Annotated in this window: 13 protein-coding genes; all 13 read left to right on the top strand. The window is 51.3% G+C overall.

What is annotated here, in order from left to right:
• Window positions 1-10: 10 nt before the first annotated feature.
• The 13 genes from K0B01_01970 to K0B01_01910 all read left to right on the top strand — a co-directional run bounded on the left by K0B01_01970 (window position 11) and on the right by K0B01_01910 (window position 15,616).
• Window positions 11-559: a 2-oxoacid:acceptor oxidoreductase family protein gene (locus tag K0B01_01970; protein MBW6484905.1), complete on the top strand. Its 549-nt coding sequence runs from the start codon at window positions 11-13 to the stop codon at window positions 557-559.
• Window positions 556-2,295 carry an FAD-dependent oxidoreductase gene (locus tag K0B01_01965; GenBank protein MBW6484904.1) on the top strand — a complete coding sequence of 580 codons (1,740 nt, stop codon included), beginning with the start codon at window positions 556-558 and terminating at the stop codon, window positions 2,293-2,295. The genes K0B01_01970 and K0B01_01965 overlap by 4 nt, the downstream gene beginning before the upstream one ends.
• Entirely contained in the window at window positions 2,292-3,461 is a 1,170-nt protein-coding gene (porA, locus tag K0B01_01960; GenBank protein ID MBW6484903.1) for a pyruvate ferredoxin oxidoreductase, read from the top strand. The genes K0B01_01965 and porA overlap by 4 nt, the downstream gene beginning before the upstream one ends.
• Window positions 3,451-4,320: a 3-methyl-2-oxobutanoate dehydrogenase subunit beta gene (locus tag K0B01_01955; protein ID MBW6484902.1), complete on the top strand. Its 870-nt coding sequence runs from the start codon at window positions 3,451-3,453 to the stop codon at window positions 4,318-4,320. The genes porA and K0B01_01955 overlap by 11 nt, the downstream gene beginning before the upstream one ends.
• 373 nt (window positions 4,321-4,693) lie before the next feature.
• Window positions 4,694-4,804 (top strand): BrnT family toxin, encoded by a 111-nt coding sequence (locus K0B01_01950; GenBank protein MBW6484901.1) that lies wholly within the window; start codon window positions 4,694-4,696, stop codon window positions 4,802-4,804.
• 146 nt (window positions 4,805-4,950) lie between these two features.
• Window positions 4,951-5,208 (top strand): hypothetical protein, encoded by a 258-nt coding sequence (locus tag K0B01_01945; protein ID MBW6484900.1) that lies wholly within the window; start codon window positions 4,951-4,953, stop codon window positions 5,206-5,208.
• Window positions 5,209-5,412: 204 nt separating this feature from the next.
• On the top strand, window positions 5,413-6,810 hold the full coding sequence (locus tag K0B01_01940) for a serine protease (GenBank protein ID MBW6484899.1): 1,398 nt from the start codon (window positions 5,413-5,415) through the stop codon (window positions 6,808-6,810).
• 71 nt (window positions 6,811-6,881) lie between these two features.
• A complete protein-coding gene (locus tag K0B01_01935) occupies window positions 6,882-7,376 on the top strand; it encodes a hypothetical protein (GenBank protein ID MBW6484898.1) in 495 nt (164 codons plus the stop codon).
• A 63-nt stretch (window positions 7,377-7,439) separates the two neighbouring features.
• Entirely contained in the window at window positions 7,440-7,961 is a 522-nt protein-coding gene (locus tag K0B01_01930) for a DUF4234 domain-containing protein (GenBank protein MBW6484897.1), read from the top strand.
• 78 nt (window positions 7,962-8,039) lie between these two features.
• Window positions 8,040-10,775 carry a UvrD-helicase domain-containing protein gene (locus K0B01_01925; protein ID MBW6484896.1) on the top strand — a complete coding sequence of 912 codons (2,736 nt, stop codon included), beginning with the start codon at window positions 8,040-8,042 and terminating at the stop codon, window positions 10,773-10,775.
• Between the two features lie 8 nt (window positions 10,776-10,783).
• Window positions 10,784-11,485, top strand: coding sequence for a hypothetical protein (locus tag K0B01_01920; protein ID MBW6484895.1), 702 nt, complete (start codon window positions 10,784-10,786; stop codon window positions 11,483-11,485).
• 65 nt (window positions 11,486-11,550) lie between these two features.
• The gene (locus K0B01_01915; GenBank protein MBW6484894.1) at window positions 11,551-14,628 is read left to right on the top strand and encodes a UvrD-helicase domain-containing protein; all 3,078 of its coding nucleotides are present in this window, start codon (window positions 11,551-11,553) and stop codon (window positions 14,626-14,628) included.
• 196 nt (window positions 14,629-14,824) lie between these two features.
• The gene (locus tag K0B01_01910) at window positions 14,825-15,616 is read left to right on the top strand and encodes a hypothetical protein (protein MBW6484893.1); all 792 of its coding nucleotides are present in this window, start codon (window positions 14,825-14,827) and stop codon (window positions 15,614-15,616) included.
• Window positions 15,617-15,682: the final 66 nt, after the last annotated feature.

Raw genomic sequence — 15,682 nt, 5'->3', positions numbered from 1 at the left:
AGGATAATTCATGCTTGAACTCCGCTTTCATGGACGGGGCGGCCAGGGAACGGTCGTCGGCACCATTGTCATGGCGAAGGCCTTTTTCCGGGCCGGCTACGAGGTGCAGAGTTTCCCCGTTTTCGGCGTCGAGCGGCGGGGCGCCCCTGTCGAATCGTACGTCCGCCTTGACAAAACAAAAATATATCTCCGGACGAACATCACCACGCCGGATCATGTCGTCGTGCAGGACACAACCCTGCTGCAGAATATCGACGTCGCCCGGGGGCTGAAACCCGGCGGCTGGATACTGATCAACGACGTCAAAAACGCCAAGGATGAAAAGCGCTTCGCGAACTTTCGCTGCGCCTTTATCGATGCGAACCGCATTGCGCTGGACCATAAACTCGGCACGCGCACCCATCCGATCGTCAATACGGCGATGCTCGGCGCCCTGGCCCGCGTGCTGGAAATGCCGCCTTTGGAGGCGGTACTCGAGGCGATTCGCGAGGATATCCCGATCCGCACGGACTCCAACATCAGCGCCGCCGAAGAAGCTTACAGGACGGTATGCCTATGAATAGCGAAATGAAAAACAAACTCCTGCTTCCCCTCTCCTGCACTACGAGCGAGGGAAACAAAACCGGTTCCTGGCGGTTTTTGCGCCCGTCCTTCGCCGACAAAACAGCTCCCTGCTCCGCTGCTTGTCCCGCGGGCGAAGATATTCCGCAAATCGAGCTTTTGGCCGCGCTGGGCGATTTCAAGGAAGCCTGGGACACGATCCTGCGGGAAAACCCTTTCCCCGCCACCTGCGGCCGGGTCTGTTTCCATCCGTGCGAGGGTATCTGCAACCGGGGCAATTACGATGAGGCCATAGCCGTGCACACGCTGGAGCGGTTTCTTGCCGATACAGCCGCCCGGTACGACTTTCACCCGCCTGCGCCCGGCGCTGCTTTGCGCAATGAACGGATCGCGATAGTCGGAGGAGGACCGGCCGGGCTGGCCGCGGCCTGGTTTCTGACCAAACTGGGTTTTAAGTGCGACGTCTTCGAGACGGCAACCGCGGTGGGAGGATTGCTCCGCTGGGGAATCCCCGCGTACCGTCTCCCCCAGGACTCACTGCTTCAGGATGTCGAGCGCATAAAAGCCGCCGGGGTTGAAATATTCACCAACCGCCGGGTTGACGAAAAGTTTCTGACCGATCCCGACAGCCGTTATCAAGCCGTTATTATTGCCTGCGGTCATGCCCGGGGGCAACAGATCGGCATCCCCGGCGAAAACGCCGCCGCTGTTGTCGAGGGGCTGGATTTTCTTAGAGACCTGCGGGCCGGGATCCCGGTTTCCTGCGACGGGACAACCGCCGTCATCGGCGGGGGCAATACCGCCGTCGATGTTGCCAGAAGCGTGGTGCGACTGGGGGGAAAAGCCGTCATCTACTATCGGAGGCGCAAGCAGGATATGCCCGCTTTCGCCGAAGAGCTCCGCATGGCGCTTGAAGAGGGGGTGACGATCCAGGAACTTGTCGCACCGGCAGAGGTTAAACAAGAAGGAAATCAGCTTGTTCTTGCGCTGCAACGGATGGTTGTTTCCGGTGAGGAAGCGGGAAGGGCTCGCGTTGTTCCCGACGGCAACAGCCCGGAATTCGTGAAGGCGCAGCGCGTTATCCGGGCAATCGGGGCGGGGCCGCAGAAGGCATGGATGGAGCCACCGGCAGCAGGCCCGGATACATTAGCGTTCAGTCACTCCCGCATCGTCCTCGGCCAAGGACAGCGACCGGTTCTTTACATCGGCGATCTGGCCAATGAAACAAAAAGCGTAACCCACGCCATCGCCTCCGGCAAGCAGGCAGCCATTGCCCTGGACATATTTTTCCGCGAAGGCGCAGCGGCAATCGCCTCTGCTCTTGCGGACTGCACCGTCGGCGACGGCAGCGCCCAATCCCTGGAAATCCATCTCGGCGGGGAGCGTAAACTCAGGAGCAGTCACGTTGTCGGCTATTCGGAGATCAACACCGAATACTTCTCCTTCGCGCCCCGGATCAAACAGCCGCGTCTGCTGATCGAGGAACGCCGCCGCTCGTTTTCGGAAATTGACCTGAAAATCTCCGCCGGACTGGCGATGAAGGAGGCGGCGCGCTGCTTCAACTGCGGCTTCTGCAACAACTGCGACAACTGCCGCCTCTTCTGCCCGGACGTCGCCGTCATCAGGAAAGAGGACACCCGGCGGATTAATTACGACTATTGCAAGGGGTGCGGGATTTGCGTTGTGGAGTGCCCGCGCAATGCGATGTCCCTGGATAAGGAGGAAAGCGCATGAGAAGGGTCATCGAGGGCAGTCAGGCGGTCGCGGAAGCGGTCAGGTTGGCGCACGTGCAGGTGGTGTCCGCCTATCCGATAACGCCGCAGACCCATATCGTCGAAACCATCTCGGATTACTGTGAAAAAGGGCTCATGGAGGCACGCTTCATGCGGATGGAGGGGGAGCAGTCCTGCCTCGCCGCCCTGATCGGGGCGCAGCTCATGGGGGTGCGCACCTTCACGGCGACCTCCTCCCAGGGACTCGCGTACATGCATGAGCTGCTGCACTGGACTTCCGGCGCGCGCCTGCCAATCGTCATGGCGGAGGTAAACCGGGCGCTGGCCCCGGGCTGGAATATCTGGGCCGACCAGACGGACAGCCTCTCCCAGCGGGACACCGGCTGGATACAGATCTACTGCGAAGACGGTCAGGAGGTGCTCGATTCGACTCTGATCGCCTACCGGCTAGCCGAGGCGGTCAACCTGCCGGTCATGGTGGTTCTGGACGCGTTTTATCTGTCGCATACCTACGAGCCGGTTGACATCCCGGATGAGGCGGACGCTTACCGTTTTCTGCCGCCCTACGCGCCCCGCTTCCGGATGTCCACCGCTGATCCGCGCAGCTTCGCCGGGCTTGTTCCCCCGGTTGATTACATGGAACTGCGCCACGACATAGCGCTCGCAATGGAAGACGTCCTGCCGCAGGCGGAGCAGATCGAAGCGGAATTTGCCGCGATTTTCGGCAGGCGGTACAGGGCGATCGAGGCGGTCAACTGCGAAGACGCGGAAATCGTGTTTGTCACCTCCGCAACGATCACCAGCACCACCAGGCTTGTCCTGAAAAAGCTGCGGGAGCAGGGGGAGAAGGTCGGGCTCCTCAAGATTCGTCTGTTTCGCCCCTTCCCGACTGACCTGCTTCGGGAAGCGCTGAAAAATGTGAAGAAGGCAGCCGTCATTGACCGCAACTTCTCGTTCGGCGCCAGCGGCATTTTCGCCCAGGAACTGAAGGCCGCACTCTGCAACTTCTCTTCCAAACCGCTGGTTTTCGGGTATATCGCCGGCATCGGCGGCAGGGATGTTACCCCGGACATAATTGAGGATATCTATCGAAAAACAAAGGCGACCGCCACTCCCGAGGAAAACGGGGTATGGATCGGTCTGAAGGAGAAGGGCAATGGATGCTGAATTAGTAGAACGCGAGTTAATGCTCTCCGGCCACGTCGGCTGCCCCGGATGCGGCGCCGCCATTGCGATGCGCTTCTTCCTGAAGGCCATGGGGGAAAAGACCGTGATTGTACTGCCCGCCTGCTGCTGGTCGATTATCGCCGGTCCGTATCCGCAGTCAACGCTGAAGACCCCCATCATCCACTGCGCCTTCGAGACCGCCGCCTCCACGGCAAGCGGCGTCCGGGCAGCGCTCGACATGCTGGGCGACACGGAAACGCAGGTCGTTGCCTGGGCCGGCGACGGCGGGACATTCGACATCGGGTTTCAGGCCCTCTCCGGGGCGGTGGAGCGCAACGAGGATTTCCTCTATGTCTGTTACGACAACGAGGCCTACATGAATACCGGCATTCAAAGAAGTTCTTCGACGCCATACGGGGCCTGGACCACCACCACCCCCGGCCAGGACTGGAAAAAGATGCGCAAAAAAAACATCGTCGAGGCCCTCGTCGCCCACCGGATACCCTATGTCGCGACGGCGAGCATCGCCTTTCCCGACGACCTGATCCGCAAGGCGCAAAAGGCAAGGGAGATAAAAGGCTCACGCTTTCTGCACATCTACGCGAGCTGCCCAACGGGCTGGCGCATTCCCTCCGAGATGTCGGTCAAGATAGCCCGCATGGCCGTCCAGACCAACATCTTCCCCCTCTACGAGGTGGAGGACGGCAAGAACTACACGATCAACTACAAGCCGCGGGAATACCTCGTCCGCGAATACTTCCGCCTCCAGGGACGCTTTCGGCATCTGACCGACCATGATCTCGATCAAATCCAGGCCATGGTTGACGAAGACTGGCAGCGGCTCCTCGCCAAGGCTTAAAGACGAATCTGTTTCAGTACATGCGTGTAATTTTCCCATCCCCGGCGCGCGCCAGGTTTAACCCTGGGGTGGGGCTGTATAAAAAGCATTAGGCAAAAATCTACCGAATCGACACGATCGCCTGGACCGACGAAGAGCGGGAAAGCTTCCATGTTACCCTCGTCGAGTTGAGAGATAAAATCGACAGTTCTCTCACGCCGAGCTCTGCGCTGGCATGACAGTTTTTCCCTCTTTTTCAGAGGGCAAAACTTTTCGAGCGTCGCGTATTCGCTAATGATATCGAAATATTTCGAATGCCGGCGCGCCGGCATTGATTTTAAAACCCGGTGCCGCCGCTTGTGTTTTTGCTGTTTTTTTTGATAGGAAGGTATTTATGAAACTTGAGTGGGATCGGAAAAAGGCTGTCGCAAACATCAGAAAACACGACGTCACATTTCAGGAAGCGGCAACGGTCTTTGGAGACCATCTGGCTGTTACGTTTTAAGACCCGGATCATTTTGTGAGTGAAAACCGGCAAGTTACCTTCGGCTTGTCACTCCAAACCGCTTCCTCATTGTTTCCCGTACGGAACGTGAGGCCAAACACGAATAATGAATGCACCTCTGAGGCACCGTAACGAAAGTAAAATTTATGAATAAGGTTAATGAATCCGATGAGCTTCGTTCAGAGTATAAGAGGGAAGATTTGGGTCAGGGAATCCGCAGTAAGTATTTTGAGTCTTACCAAAAAGGAACAAATCTGATACTTCTCAACCCCTATGTGGCAAAAGTATTCCCTACAGAAGCCGCGGTTAATGAGGCACTGATGTCCTTTATTAACGTTGCACAGAAATCAACTGGCCTAAACACACACTCCCCCGGACGCTCGAAAAAGCTGCGCGCCGGTTAGCTTCTCGTTAGGGAATTGGGATTAGAAAACGCTTGGACCAGTGGCAAGTCGAAAGGATTGGAATACAGATTGGAACGGTTCCGCAGAAATAAAATAGATCGGGTTAAAAGATAATATAAGAAGAATACATCAATAATGGCTTAACGATATCCAAAAATCAATGACATCGCGATCGGTAAACGGAATAATGGAGAGGATATAACGATGAATGTACTGTCAATGATAAGCTTGCTCTGTTCAGTATTATTTCTATTGATCCTGCCCTTGCCGGGCCACGCCCTCACGCCTGACCAGGTTTTCGACAAGGTCAAGGATTCAGTCGTTGTGGTAAAAACGCTGGACTCTGAAGGCGAGGTGAAAAGTCAGGGGAGCGGGGTAATGCTCCCTTCCGGGAAAATTGCCACCAACTGCCACGTTGTGGAGGGGGGTGCCTCGTACCAGGTAGGTCGGGGCAAACAACTTGTCCGCGCCACTCTATATGCAGAAGATAAAGACAAGGACATCTGCCTACTTGATGCCAAAGGAATAAAGGGAAAACTGGCTGAACTCGGCAAGGCAGCGAATCTCAAGGTGGGCGTACCTGTTTACGCCGTGGGAGCGCCGAAGGGTCTGGAGCTCTCCCTATCTGACGGCATCGTCTCACAGCTTCGGGGTGGTCCCCCGCCTTTCATCCAGACCACGGCGGCAATCTCGCCCGGTTCGAGTGGAGGGGGGCTGTTCGATCGGGAAGGTAGGCTTGTCGGCTTGACTACTCTTTACGTAGAAGGCGGCCAGAACCTGAACTTTGCCATGCCCGTGGAGTGGATAGGCGAGATCAAGCCGGGTCGCAAAACAGTTTCTGAGGGGCGCAGTCAGACAGAATGGCTAAAACGTGCCATCGCTCTTGAAAAGCTGATGGACTGGCAGGAGCTGCTTGATTGGTGCCTGAAATGGACAAAAATCGAGCCAAAAAATGCCGGTGCCTGGTACGTCCTCGGGCTCGCTTACTACCACATCAAGCGTCATCGCGACGCCGTTAACGCCTACCGTCAGGCTGTCCTCATCGATCCGGAGAATGCCGATGCCTGGAACAACCTTGGGGCCACTTATGGCATTCTTGGGCGCTACAACGATGCCATTGACGCTTCCCGTCAGGCTGTCCGCATTGATCCGGAGAATGCCGGTGCCTGGAACGTCCTCGGGATCGCTTATAAAATCCTTGAGCGCTACAACGATGCCCTTGAAGCTTTCCGTCAAGCCATCCACATTGACCCGGATGATGCCGTTAAGTGGAATGACATTGGGAATGCTTACGGCCTCCTCAAGCGTTACAACGATGCCCTTGACGCTTTCCGTCAATCCATCCGCATTGACCCGGAGGATGCCGGTGCTTGGGCCGGCCTCGGGTGGGCTTACGCCCACCTTGAGCGTTACAACGATGCCATTGACGCCTATCGTCAATCCATCCGCATTGATCCGGAGAATGCCGATGCCTGGGGCGGCCTCGGGGGCGCTTACTTTTTCTCCGGCAACCGGTCGGCCGCCCTGGATGCTGTCCAGAAACTGCGACGTCTCGATCCTGAAAAGGCCGATATCCTATTCAACGTAATTGTGCCGCGCTAGCATAATCTAAAATGACAAGTGATGGAATCAAGTATTCTGAGAAATCAGGTTACAGGAGCTACTTGTAGATCATGATTAATAATCCAGAATGGGCATCAAAGGAGGAGTGGGATACCTACGCATGGTTCGGTTTTGCGATTCAGGAGGTACAGTCTATAGAACGAATGCTTCTCGAAATGGCGGTCGCACTCGACATACGGGAAGGTACCTCTTGTTCACATGAAGACCGCTTACTCTCATTGTATGATAAGCTCGGACGTTTAACTTTTGGGCAGCTCCGTTGTCGTGTTCTAAAATATTCGCATTTTCCTGAAGATCTTGCTACTGACCTTAAAAAAGCGGTAAACGTACGAAATGATCTTGCTCATGCATTCTTCTGGCCCAAGGACTTGGGAAACAACGAGCGTACCGAGCAGGAGGCACAAGCCGAACTGATGGCTTCGGCAAGCCTTTTCTCAAATATTTCTCCTCGTCTTGAAATTATCATGTGGAGTTTGTTCGATAATTTAGGAGTCGATCGGAGTGCAGCCGAGGATCAGGCGGCAATATTGTTAGGTAAAAAGTGATGGAATAGACGCTTGCTACTCACTAAAAATGTTTGTCATTGACCAGCAGAAAGGCAAAAATTAATGAGCCAAGAAAATGAACAAATATCATCAAATTTTCAACCTGTAAGTCATCTTGTTATTTTGTCACTCGTTACATTCGGATTCTATAATATTTATTGGTTTTACAGAACATGGGAAAGTATAAAAAGTTATACGAATGCAGATTTCCGTCCGGGCTGGCGTACTTTTGGTTTATTCATCCCATTCTATAATTTATTTAGAATCGATGGAATGTTCAGGCATGATATAGAATTGCTACGGACAACGGTGGATGGTGCAAAGCTTATAAAAAAACCTTTTCTCTATGGTTTATCGTTCGTTTTATTTACGGGTTTTTTAAAATTACCCGCCCCATTTGAGCTTCTATATTTTCTTTCTGTATGGCCGTTGGCGGGTGCTCAAAGCCATTTAAATTCTTATTGGGAAAAAGGTCAGTCTGAACTTCCGAAAAGAACGAAATTATACTGGGGTGAAATTGCTTTGATAATAATAGGCGGGGGTTTCTTCCTTATGGCGCTAATTGGTTCCTTCATCCCGGAATGAACAACATCGAGGCAAGAAGTCGGATAGATCACTGACTGCTAAAACAGAAAAACCCTTTACTGCGCGAATTGAGGTGCGATGAAGTCAAGATTACTCCGGTTCCTGTTCACTCATACATCTTTTGAAAATGGATATCTCCATCTGGCTGCATCTGGCGAAGTATGGTTCAGAACACCTTTTCTTGAACTGGAGGTTTTTCTTTCCCGCCAAATTTTCGGACTTGATATCGTTCATCTGAAGGCGTCCGGGAAGCAAGCTGTTTACTTTCTGGGACCGACTTCACATCTGCAAGCGGATTTGCGTGCATATTCGGCAAATGTGGTTAAGCAGACAAAATTATCTGTGCTTTCGCTGATTCCCGATGCGTATCCGACTCATGCGGTCTTGGATGGGGCTTGGAACAAATGCAATGAACAGTTGGAAAAGGAAATCAAGATATGTCGTTCTCGGCCACTGAAAGATTTTATTGGTGCCGACCCGGAGTTTATTGCCTTGCGTGATCTTTTGGATGCCCTGGAGATACGAGGACATAGTCGCACCAGGTATGTGGACGCCTTCGTGGAGAAGGAACTAACGGAGTACTCCAGTTTCTTCGATCGGATTGAAAAAACTCCGCTCACTTTGGAACAGCGTCTTGCGTGCGTGATATGTGATGATCGACAGCTTCTTGTAGCGGCAGCGGGCAGCGGTAAAAGCTCGGTGATTGTGGCCAAGGTTGGCTATCTTCTCGCGAAAGGATGGGTACGGCCTGAACAGGTTCTAATGCTGGCTTTCAATAAGAAAGCCAAAGAGGAACTTTACGAGCGTTGTCAACAGCGTTTTGGCGAATTTGAAGGACATGACCGGATTCGGTCACAGACCTTCCACGGATTCGGACTGGATTTGATCGGAAAATTACGTGGGCGTAAACCACGTATTTCGGATGTTGCCACAGATGATGTCCTGCGCAGACGACTAATTCATTCGTTTCTCATGAATGCCGTTTCAGCAGAGACACGGCACTGGTTGGCCTGGCGCCTCCTTCAGATATTGCAGCAAGGGATCGTGGAAACCTTAACCCAAGCGATGGAGGAAGAAAAGCGCGAACCGTTGCGGACTTTAAAGGGAGACTTGGTCAAGTCCCGGGAAGAGTTAAGAATCGCCAATTTTCTCTTTGCCACGGGAATTCCTTATGAGTACGAACGCTCCTATGAATATGATGTGGCAGACTCCGATCACGGCCAGTACAAATGCGATTTCTACTATCCAACCATAGGCGTCTATCACGAGCATTTTGCCTTGGATTCCCGCGGTGCTGCGCCAAAAGATTTTCCTGAATATCTGGAGAAAACTGAATGGAGACGGGGCATTCATCGTAAAAAGAAAACGAAGTTTTTCGAAACCCGGAGCGCGGATTTCCAGGATCACACCATTTATGACAAGATTCTGTACTGGCTGAAGGAGAACGGCTTTAAATTCGAAAAGAATTCCCGAGAAGTTGCTTTGGGTGATATCCGGAACGATGATCCGGTGGTGATCCTGCTCGATGGATACATCAGGAACCGCAAGATGAGTCAGCTTTCTGACGAGGAGATTCACCAACGCGCCAGCATAGGAAGTTCGTGGCTTCTGGATGTGCTTCCCTTGTCCGAGGAACTGTACCGCAGATACGAGGAGTATCTTGGCGCCAGGGAAGAGGTGGATTTCGAGGATATGGTGATAGATGCTGGAAATATGATTGAACAGCAGAAATATGACACGGGATACCGCTTCCTGCTGGTTGACGAATTTCAGGACATGTCATCTTCGCGAGTGGCTCTTTTGCAGTCAGTTTTGAAGCATAGTCCTGCTTCCAAGCTCTTCGGGGTCGGAGACGACTGGCAGTCCATCAATGGTTTTGCCGGTTCCGATGTTCGTATAATGTCTATCTTTCATGATGTTTTTGGTGAAGGAACTACCCAGTTTCTCACCCAGACGTTTCGGTCAAACCAGGGGATTGCCAACATTGCGTCACGGTTTGTGATGAAAAACCCCGAGCAGCTAAGAAAAACGGTTAGCGCACAGGATGTACGAGTGGAAAAAGTGTTAGAAATCCACTACCTCGATCATGAACGCGACTTCGCTTTCGTATTGAGACACTTAAAGGCGACTACTGCAACTACTGAGAATATCTACGTTCTCGCAAGATACCATTCCTATCTTGGTGAAAAAAACAGCTCTGAGCACGAAAATGCCTTCTCCAGCCTCGTGCAGTCATTTATTGGAGAGCGGGATAATCATCACAATGTGGCAAAGCTAACCATTCACGGGTCGAAGGGCTTGGAAGCCGACACGGTCATTCTGCTGGGACTGGTTTCCGAGGAAGTAAATCGGCGCTGTTTTCCCAGCCGCATGACCGAAGATGAGCTTATACAGTTACCGCTGCCACAGAGGGAAGACTTTCCCGACGCCGAAGAGAGGCGTCTGCTGTACGTTGCTCTGACCCGTGCCCGGAACCATGTTGTAATTCCTATCCCTATGAAGGGTTATTCGCCGTTTGTCAGTGAATTGTTCGAGTGCCGGGAAGAAGTTCAGGCATACCACCAAGGGAAACCAATGGAATCCTGCAATGTATGCACAAAGGGTTTCCTCATGCAGACGTCCGGCATTGTCAAATGTACAAATGAGGAGTGTGCCGTAAATACGATTTCCAAAGGAGTCAAGTGCCCAGACTGCGGAGAGGGTCAACTTGTTCCCAAATCAGGACGATACGGGCTATTTGTTTCTTGCAACAGATACCCGGCATGCTCCTACATCGACAAAATGCGCAGTCAGAAATTGAAGAATCTACAATAAAGGCTGTTATGACGAAGGAATTGCGTCGATATTTAGTGCCAAAGCGGGAAAGGATTTTTGATTTTATGAAAATGAACGACAAACAAAAATTTGAAACCCACCTCAAAAAATTTTGGAGACCGGGAGATGAAATAATCTGCACGAGAATATTTCGTCGTTCGGCCAATGTCTGTTATTTGTGCGGTCATTCGCCGATTGAATGGCATCACGTTCTCCTGAACTCTATTTCTAACCAAACCATAGATGTTGAATTCTCCTGCGTAATCAATATGAAAAAGATATTGGAAGAATGGGGCTCCGATCAAAAAATCCTTTTTTTCAAAAAGTACACTGAAGAGGCGGAGCATCTTAACCTGAATTATGAGGGAACTGCCGAAATTTTGGAGTTTAATTCCAATACAGATGTCATAATTCAGCTTCTTTCTAAACCCCATGAGCTTTCCTATAAGCAGGTCAAATCGATTATGGATCATACTATCAAATTTAAGACCGGCGTAGAAAGGGAGCTGTTTTATCTGGCTTTTGACATCTATGCAGAAAGAAAATACTATATCTATGATTCTCTGGATGAACACGAAAGAACAAGCAATGTTGAAAAGAGTATCGAAAACTATTTTCAACAAGAATGGGAAGATTTCCTGGCGTCCGAGGGTGAATATTACCAGCAGACATATGAATCTATGTCCCCTTGGTCTTCAGATGAAGAATGACATGAAGTTATGGATTAATGACAGAATGATCGTTTTTTGCTTGGCATGGACATAGGTATAAAACCATGACTTTTGGAAAAGTAAAAGATAATAATCGGTTGTCACCGGTGAAAAATATTGACGCAAATGAATTTGCCGTTTTTTCTGATATGCATCTTGAATTATGGTCTAAAATAGAGGGCGCAAATATACATCATTCTACATATGGTGCCGGGCAAATAATTCGTGTTGAACAACGAACTGACTATATTCCGTTGATTGATGTACGATTTGAAAAAGACAACAAAGAAAAAACCTTCAACTCTGAAAGTTTTAAATCTGGCATAATAGAAACCATACAAATTTCTGAAATTCAAGACAAAATTTTGCAAAACTGGAAAAACCACCATATCTTGGATAATCGACAAAATGATATAGATGTACCGAAAAATTTGGCTAATTTAAATGAAGAACAGCGAAATGCTTTACTGTGGGAGGTGCGACAACGGCTTCAATCTGATTTTCTTGGTGTCGATTCTTTTTTTCAAAAATCGTGTGCCGGGTTCATCACTGAGCAGGAGTTCGAAGCGGAAAAGCTTTCCTTTGTGAAGTCGTGGGTAACCGCTAACACTCCGAGTGCCAAGGATAGCGTGAAACAAATTCCTGACGACGAGCAGTTAGCGGCCATCGCTTCAGTGCATGGACATATCCAGGTTATAGCCCGCGCCGGAAGCGGAAAGACTGCAACACTTGTTAATCGTACTCTATTTTTGCTCAAACATTGCGGTGTGCCTCCAAGCGAGATGCTCATCCTTGCCTTCAATAGGAAGGCTGTGTTGGAGGTGCGCAGAAGACTGGTAGCCTTTCTCAGTGTGGGCGCCAATGCGGCAATCGAAGCTGACATTGATCGCCGGATTCGGGAGAGTGGCAAGCGCAAGCGATTCGATAGAGGTAAATTTGAGGTCAGCGCCGTTGACGCCATTGCCAAGAGATTTAATATCACACTTCCTCATGTAATGACTTTCCACGCTCTGGCTTACGCAATCGTTCATCCAGAGGAGAGTCCTCTATACGACGATGACGCGGGAGAAGACCAGGGATTAAGTCGGGCAGTACAGCAGTTGCTTGACGATCACCTGCAGATTCCCACGTTCAGAGACCAAATCCGTGAACTGATGCTCGCCCATTTCCGAGAAGACTGGGATCGTATCGTCGAAGGCCGGTATGATCAAAGCAAGGAAGAGTTCCTTCGCTTTCGCCGATCCCTGACACGAGAAAGTATTGGTGGCGAGTACGTGAAGTCATATGGTGAAAAAGTCGTCGCTGATTTCCTTTTCGAACATAACATTTCGTACAAATACGAGCGTAACTTCTTTTGGAGCGGTAAAAACTACCGACCGGACTTCACTATCTTCAAGACATCAAATAGCGGCGTGATCATAGAATATTTCGGACTCAAAGGAGATGTGGATTATGACGAGATGTCTGAAACCAAGCGAAAGTATTGGGATGGCAATAAAGATTGGACCTTGATTGAGTTTTACCCGAACGAGCTTGCAAAAAATGGAGTTACTTCATTTCTTGATTTACTGAAATCACGTATTGAAAAACAGGGAATTCAATGTGTTCGATTGTCTGAGGACGAGATTTGGCATCGCATCAGGGACCGGGCGATTGATCGATTTACGACTGCATCAAGGGGCTTCATTGGAAGATGCCGTAAACAGTCATTGTCGTCATCAGAACTTCGAAAACGTATAGAGGTTTATTTGCCAATTTCCCCTGTCGAGGTAATGTTTCTCAACCTCGCATGCCAGTTGTATGGCGCCTACCTTGATCGGTTAACTGCTACTGGGGAGGATGATTTCGACGGCTTGATGCAACGCGCTACCGAAGCGATCCGCTCCGGTCAGACCGTTTTCCAACGGAAATTGGAGAGCGGAGATATTGCTGCGCTGCGTTATATTTGTATCGATGAATTTCAGGATTTTTCGGATCTCTTCTACCGGCTTCTCGGTGCCCTCAGGGAGAAAAATCAGAAAGTTGAGTTATTCTGCGTCGGTGACGATTGGCAGGCAATCAATGGGTTTGCGGGCTCGGATCTTCGATTTTTCGAAAACTTCGAAGAACACATTGGAAAATCTCGCCAACTTTATATTTCTACAAACTACAGGTCTCCGAGCGCGATTGTCGCCGTCGGCAATGCGCTGATGAATGGGTTGGGAAAGCCTGCGGTAGCTTACAGGAAATCTGTCGGCAAGGTTCTTGTTTCGGATATCAACGAATTTAAGCCATCACCTATCGAGAAGGAGCGCCATCCGGGCGACATCCTGACGCCGGTGGTGTCTCGGCTCGCAAACAAAGCTTTGGTAGATGGCAAAGACGTCGTAATGCTGTGCCGGCGAAACGGGTTGCCCTGGTTCGTAAATTACCAAGATCAAGCTGGTAACGATGGGCGCGGACTTGATCGATATCTTGGTCTGGTTAGGTCCTTTTTCTCACAAGGCCTGAAAGAGCGGATCAGCATCTCAACCACGCACAAATACAAAGGCTTGGAAAAACCGGTGGTAATTGTCCTTGATGCTGTTGCACGCAGTTACCCCCTGATTCACCCCAACTGGGTCTTTTCTAGAATTTTTGGAGACAGTCCAGATAAGATCGCCAAGGAAGAAAGACGTCTCCTTTACGTTGCCCTGACACGCGCCGTGGATACTTTGATAATCATTACAGATGGCCGGAGCAAGTCCCCATTTCTTGAAGAGCTGGAGTGCATACAACCCCTATGTAAGATTAATTGGGCTGACTATCCGCCCCTTAGGGGCATCAAGATTCGCCTTGTCGTGAAGGTTGGCAATCAAGATAGCCGGGGCGGCTCCCCCACTTTTGCAATCAAAGCTCAGCTACAGGCATCCGGATATCAGTGGAGGCCCACAGGATGGCCTGGATGGACTAAGAGCTTCCCTGTGGAAGGGTTCAATCTTGAGAACCTCAAGTCGGAGGTTTGGGCGGCATCAGCCGATGGGATCGAAGTCCGTATTTTTGAAGATACCGATAAACTGGCCGCTAAGTACCTGGTTGTAAAAGGGCAATGGCAGTGTGAAGCCGATCACCTGGCAACGCTTCATGACACGGCTCAGTCTATGGAGGCATCACAAAACGGGTGAGTATCAGCCGGGTTGCTACGATCTTGAGACGATGACGACGAGGATGAAGGTGGCGAATTGGAGTCAGTGTAATATTTATTATTAGGAATGGTTTTTTGATAATGTTACTCTGATCCCAATTCACCATCGCCGGCATCGGCGGAAGAGATGACACTCCGGGCACGTCGGCTGCCCCGGATGCGGCGCCGCCATTGCGATGCGCTTTTTCCTGAAGGCCATGGGGGAAAAGACCGTGATTGTGCTGCCCGCCTGCTGCTGGTCGATTATCGCCGGGCCGTATCCGCAGTCAACGCTGAAGACACCCATCATCCACTGCGCCTTCGAGACCGCCGCCTCCACGGCGAGCGGCGTCCGGGCCGCCCTCGACATGCTGGGCGATACGGAAACTCAGGTCGTTGCCTGGGCCGGCGACGGCGGGACATTCGACATCGGTTTTCAGGCCCTCTCCGGGGCGGTGGAGCGGAACGAGGATTTCCTCTATGTCTGCTACGACAACGAGGCCTACATGAATACCGGCATCCAGCGGAGCTCGTCCACGCCGTACGGAGCCTGGACCACGACCACCCCCGGCCATGACTGGAAAAAGATGCGCAAAAAGAACATCGTCGAGGCCCTCGTCGCCCACCGGATACCCTATGTCGCGACGGCGAGCATCGCCTTTCCCGACGACCTGATCCGCAAGGCGCAAAAGGCAAGGGAGATAAAAGGCTCACGCTTTCTGCACATCTACGCGAGCTGCCCAACGGGCTGGCGCATTCCCTCCGAGATGTCGGTCAAGATAGCCCGCATGGCCGTCCAGACCAACATCTTCCCCCTCTACGAGGTGGAAAACGGCAAAAGCTACACGATTAACTACAAGCCGCGGGAATACCTTGTCCGCGAGTACTTCCGCCTCCAGGGACGCTTTCGGCATCTGACCGACCATGATCTCGATCAAATCCAGGCCATGGTTGACGAAGACTGGCAGCGGCTCCTCGCCAAGGCATAAAAAAGGGGAAAGATTTATTGATTGGGAAAATAAGCGGTGGGCCGTGCTTCCTCTTCCCGACGAAGG

The organism is Syntrophobacterales bacterium, assembly GCA_019429105.1.
In the GTDB taxonomy this organism is placed as follows: Bacteria; Desulfobacterota; Syntrophia; order Syntrophales; family UBA5619; genus DYTH01.
The sequence above is the reverse complement of the archived record's forward strand: the minus strand, read 5'-3'. Positions and strand labels throughout refer to the sequence as shown.

Excerpts from the sequence above, each read along its gene's own strand:
- K0B01_01970 (MBW6484905.1), top strand. The coding sequence starts at position 11 with ATGCTTGAACTCCGCTTTCATGGACGGGGCGGCCAGGGAACGGTCGTC.
- K0B01_01965 (MBW6484904.1), top strand. The coding sequence starts at position 556 with ATGAATAGCGAAATGAAAAACAAACTCCTGCTTCCCCTCTCCTGCACT.
- porA (MBW6484903.1), top strand. The coding sequence starts at position 2,292 with ATGAGAAGGGTCATCGAGGGCAGTCAGGCGGTCGCGGAAGCGGTCAGG.
- K0B01_01955 (MBW6484902.1), top strand. The coding sequence starts at position 3,451 with ATGGATGCTGAATTAGTAGAACGCGAGTTAATGCTCTCCGGCCACGTC.
- K0B01_01950 (MBW6484901.1), top strand. The coding sequence starts at position 4,694 with ATGAAACTTGAGTGGGATCGGAAAAAGGCTGTCGCAAACATCAGAAAA.
- K0B01_01945 (MBW6484900.1), top strand. The coding sequence starts at position 4,951 with ATGAATAAGGTTAATGAATCCGATGAGCTTCGTTCAGAGTATAAGAGG.
- K0B01_01940 (MBW6484899.1), top strand. The coding sequence starts at position 5,413 with ATGAATGTACTGTCAATGATAAGCTTGCTCTGTTCAGTATTATTTCTA.
- K0B01_01935 (MBW6484898.1), top strand. The coding sequence starts at position 6,882 with ATGATTAATAATCCAGAATGGGCATCAAAGGAGGAGTGGGATACCTAC.
- K0B01_01930 (MBW6484897.1), top strand. The coding sequence starts at position 7,440 with ATGAGCCAAGAAAATGAACAAATATCATCAAATTTTCAACCTGTAAGT.
- K0B01_01925 (MBW6484896.1), top strand. The coding sequence starts at position 8,040 with ATGAAGTCAAGATTACTCCGGTTCCTGTTCACTCATACATCTTTTGAA.
- K0B01_01920 (MBW6484895.1), top strand. The coding sequence starts at position 10,784 with ATGACGAAGGAATTGCGTCGATATTTAGTGCCAAAGCGGGAAAGGATT.
- K0B01_01915 (MBW6484894.1), top strand. The coding sequence starts at position 11,551 with ATGACTTTTGGAAAAGTAAAAGATAATAATCGGTTGTCACCGGTGAAA.
- K0B01_01910 (MBW6484893.1), top strand. The coding sequence starts at position 14,825 with ATGCGCTTTTTCCTGAAGGCCATGGGGGAAAAGACCGTGATTGTGCTG.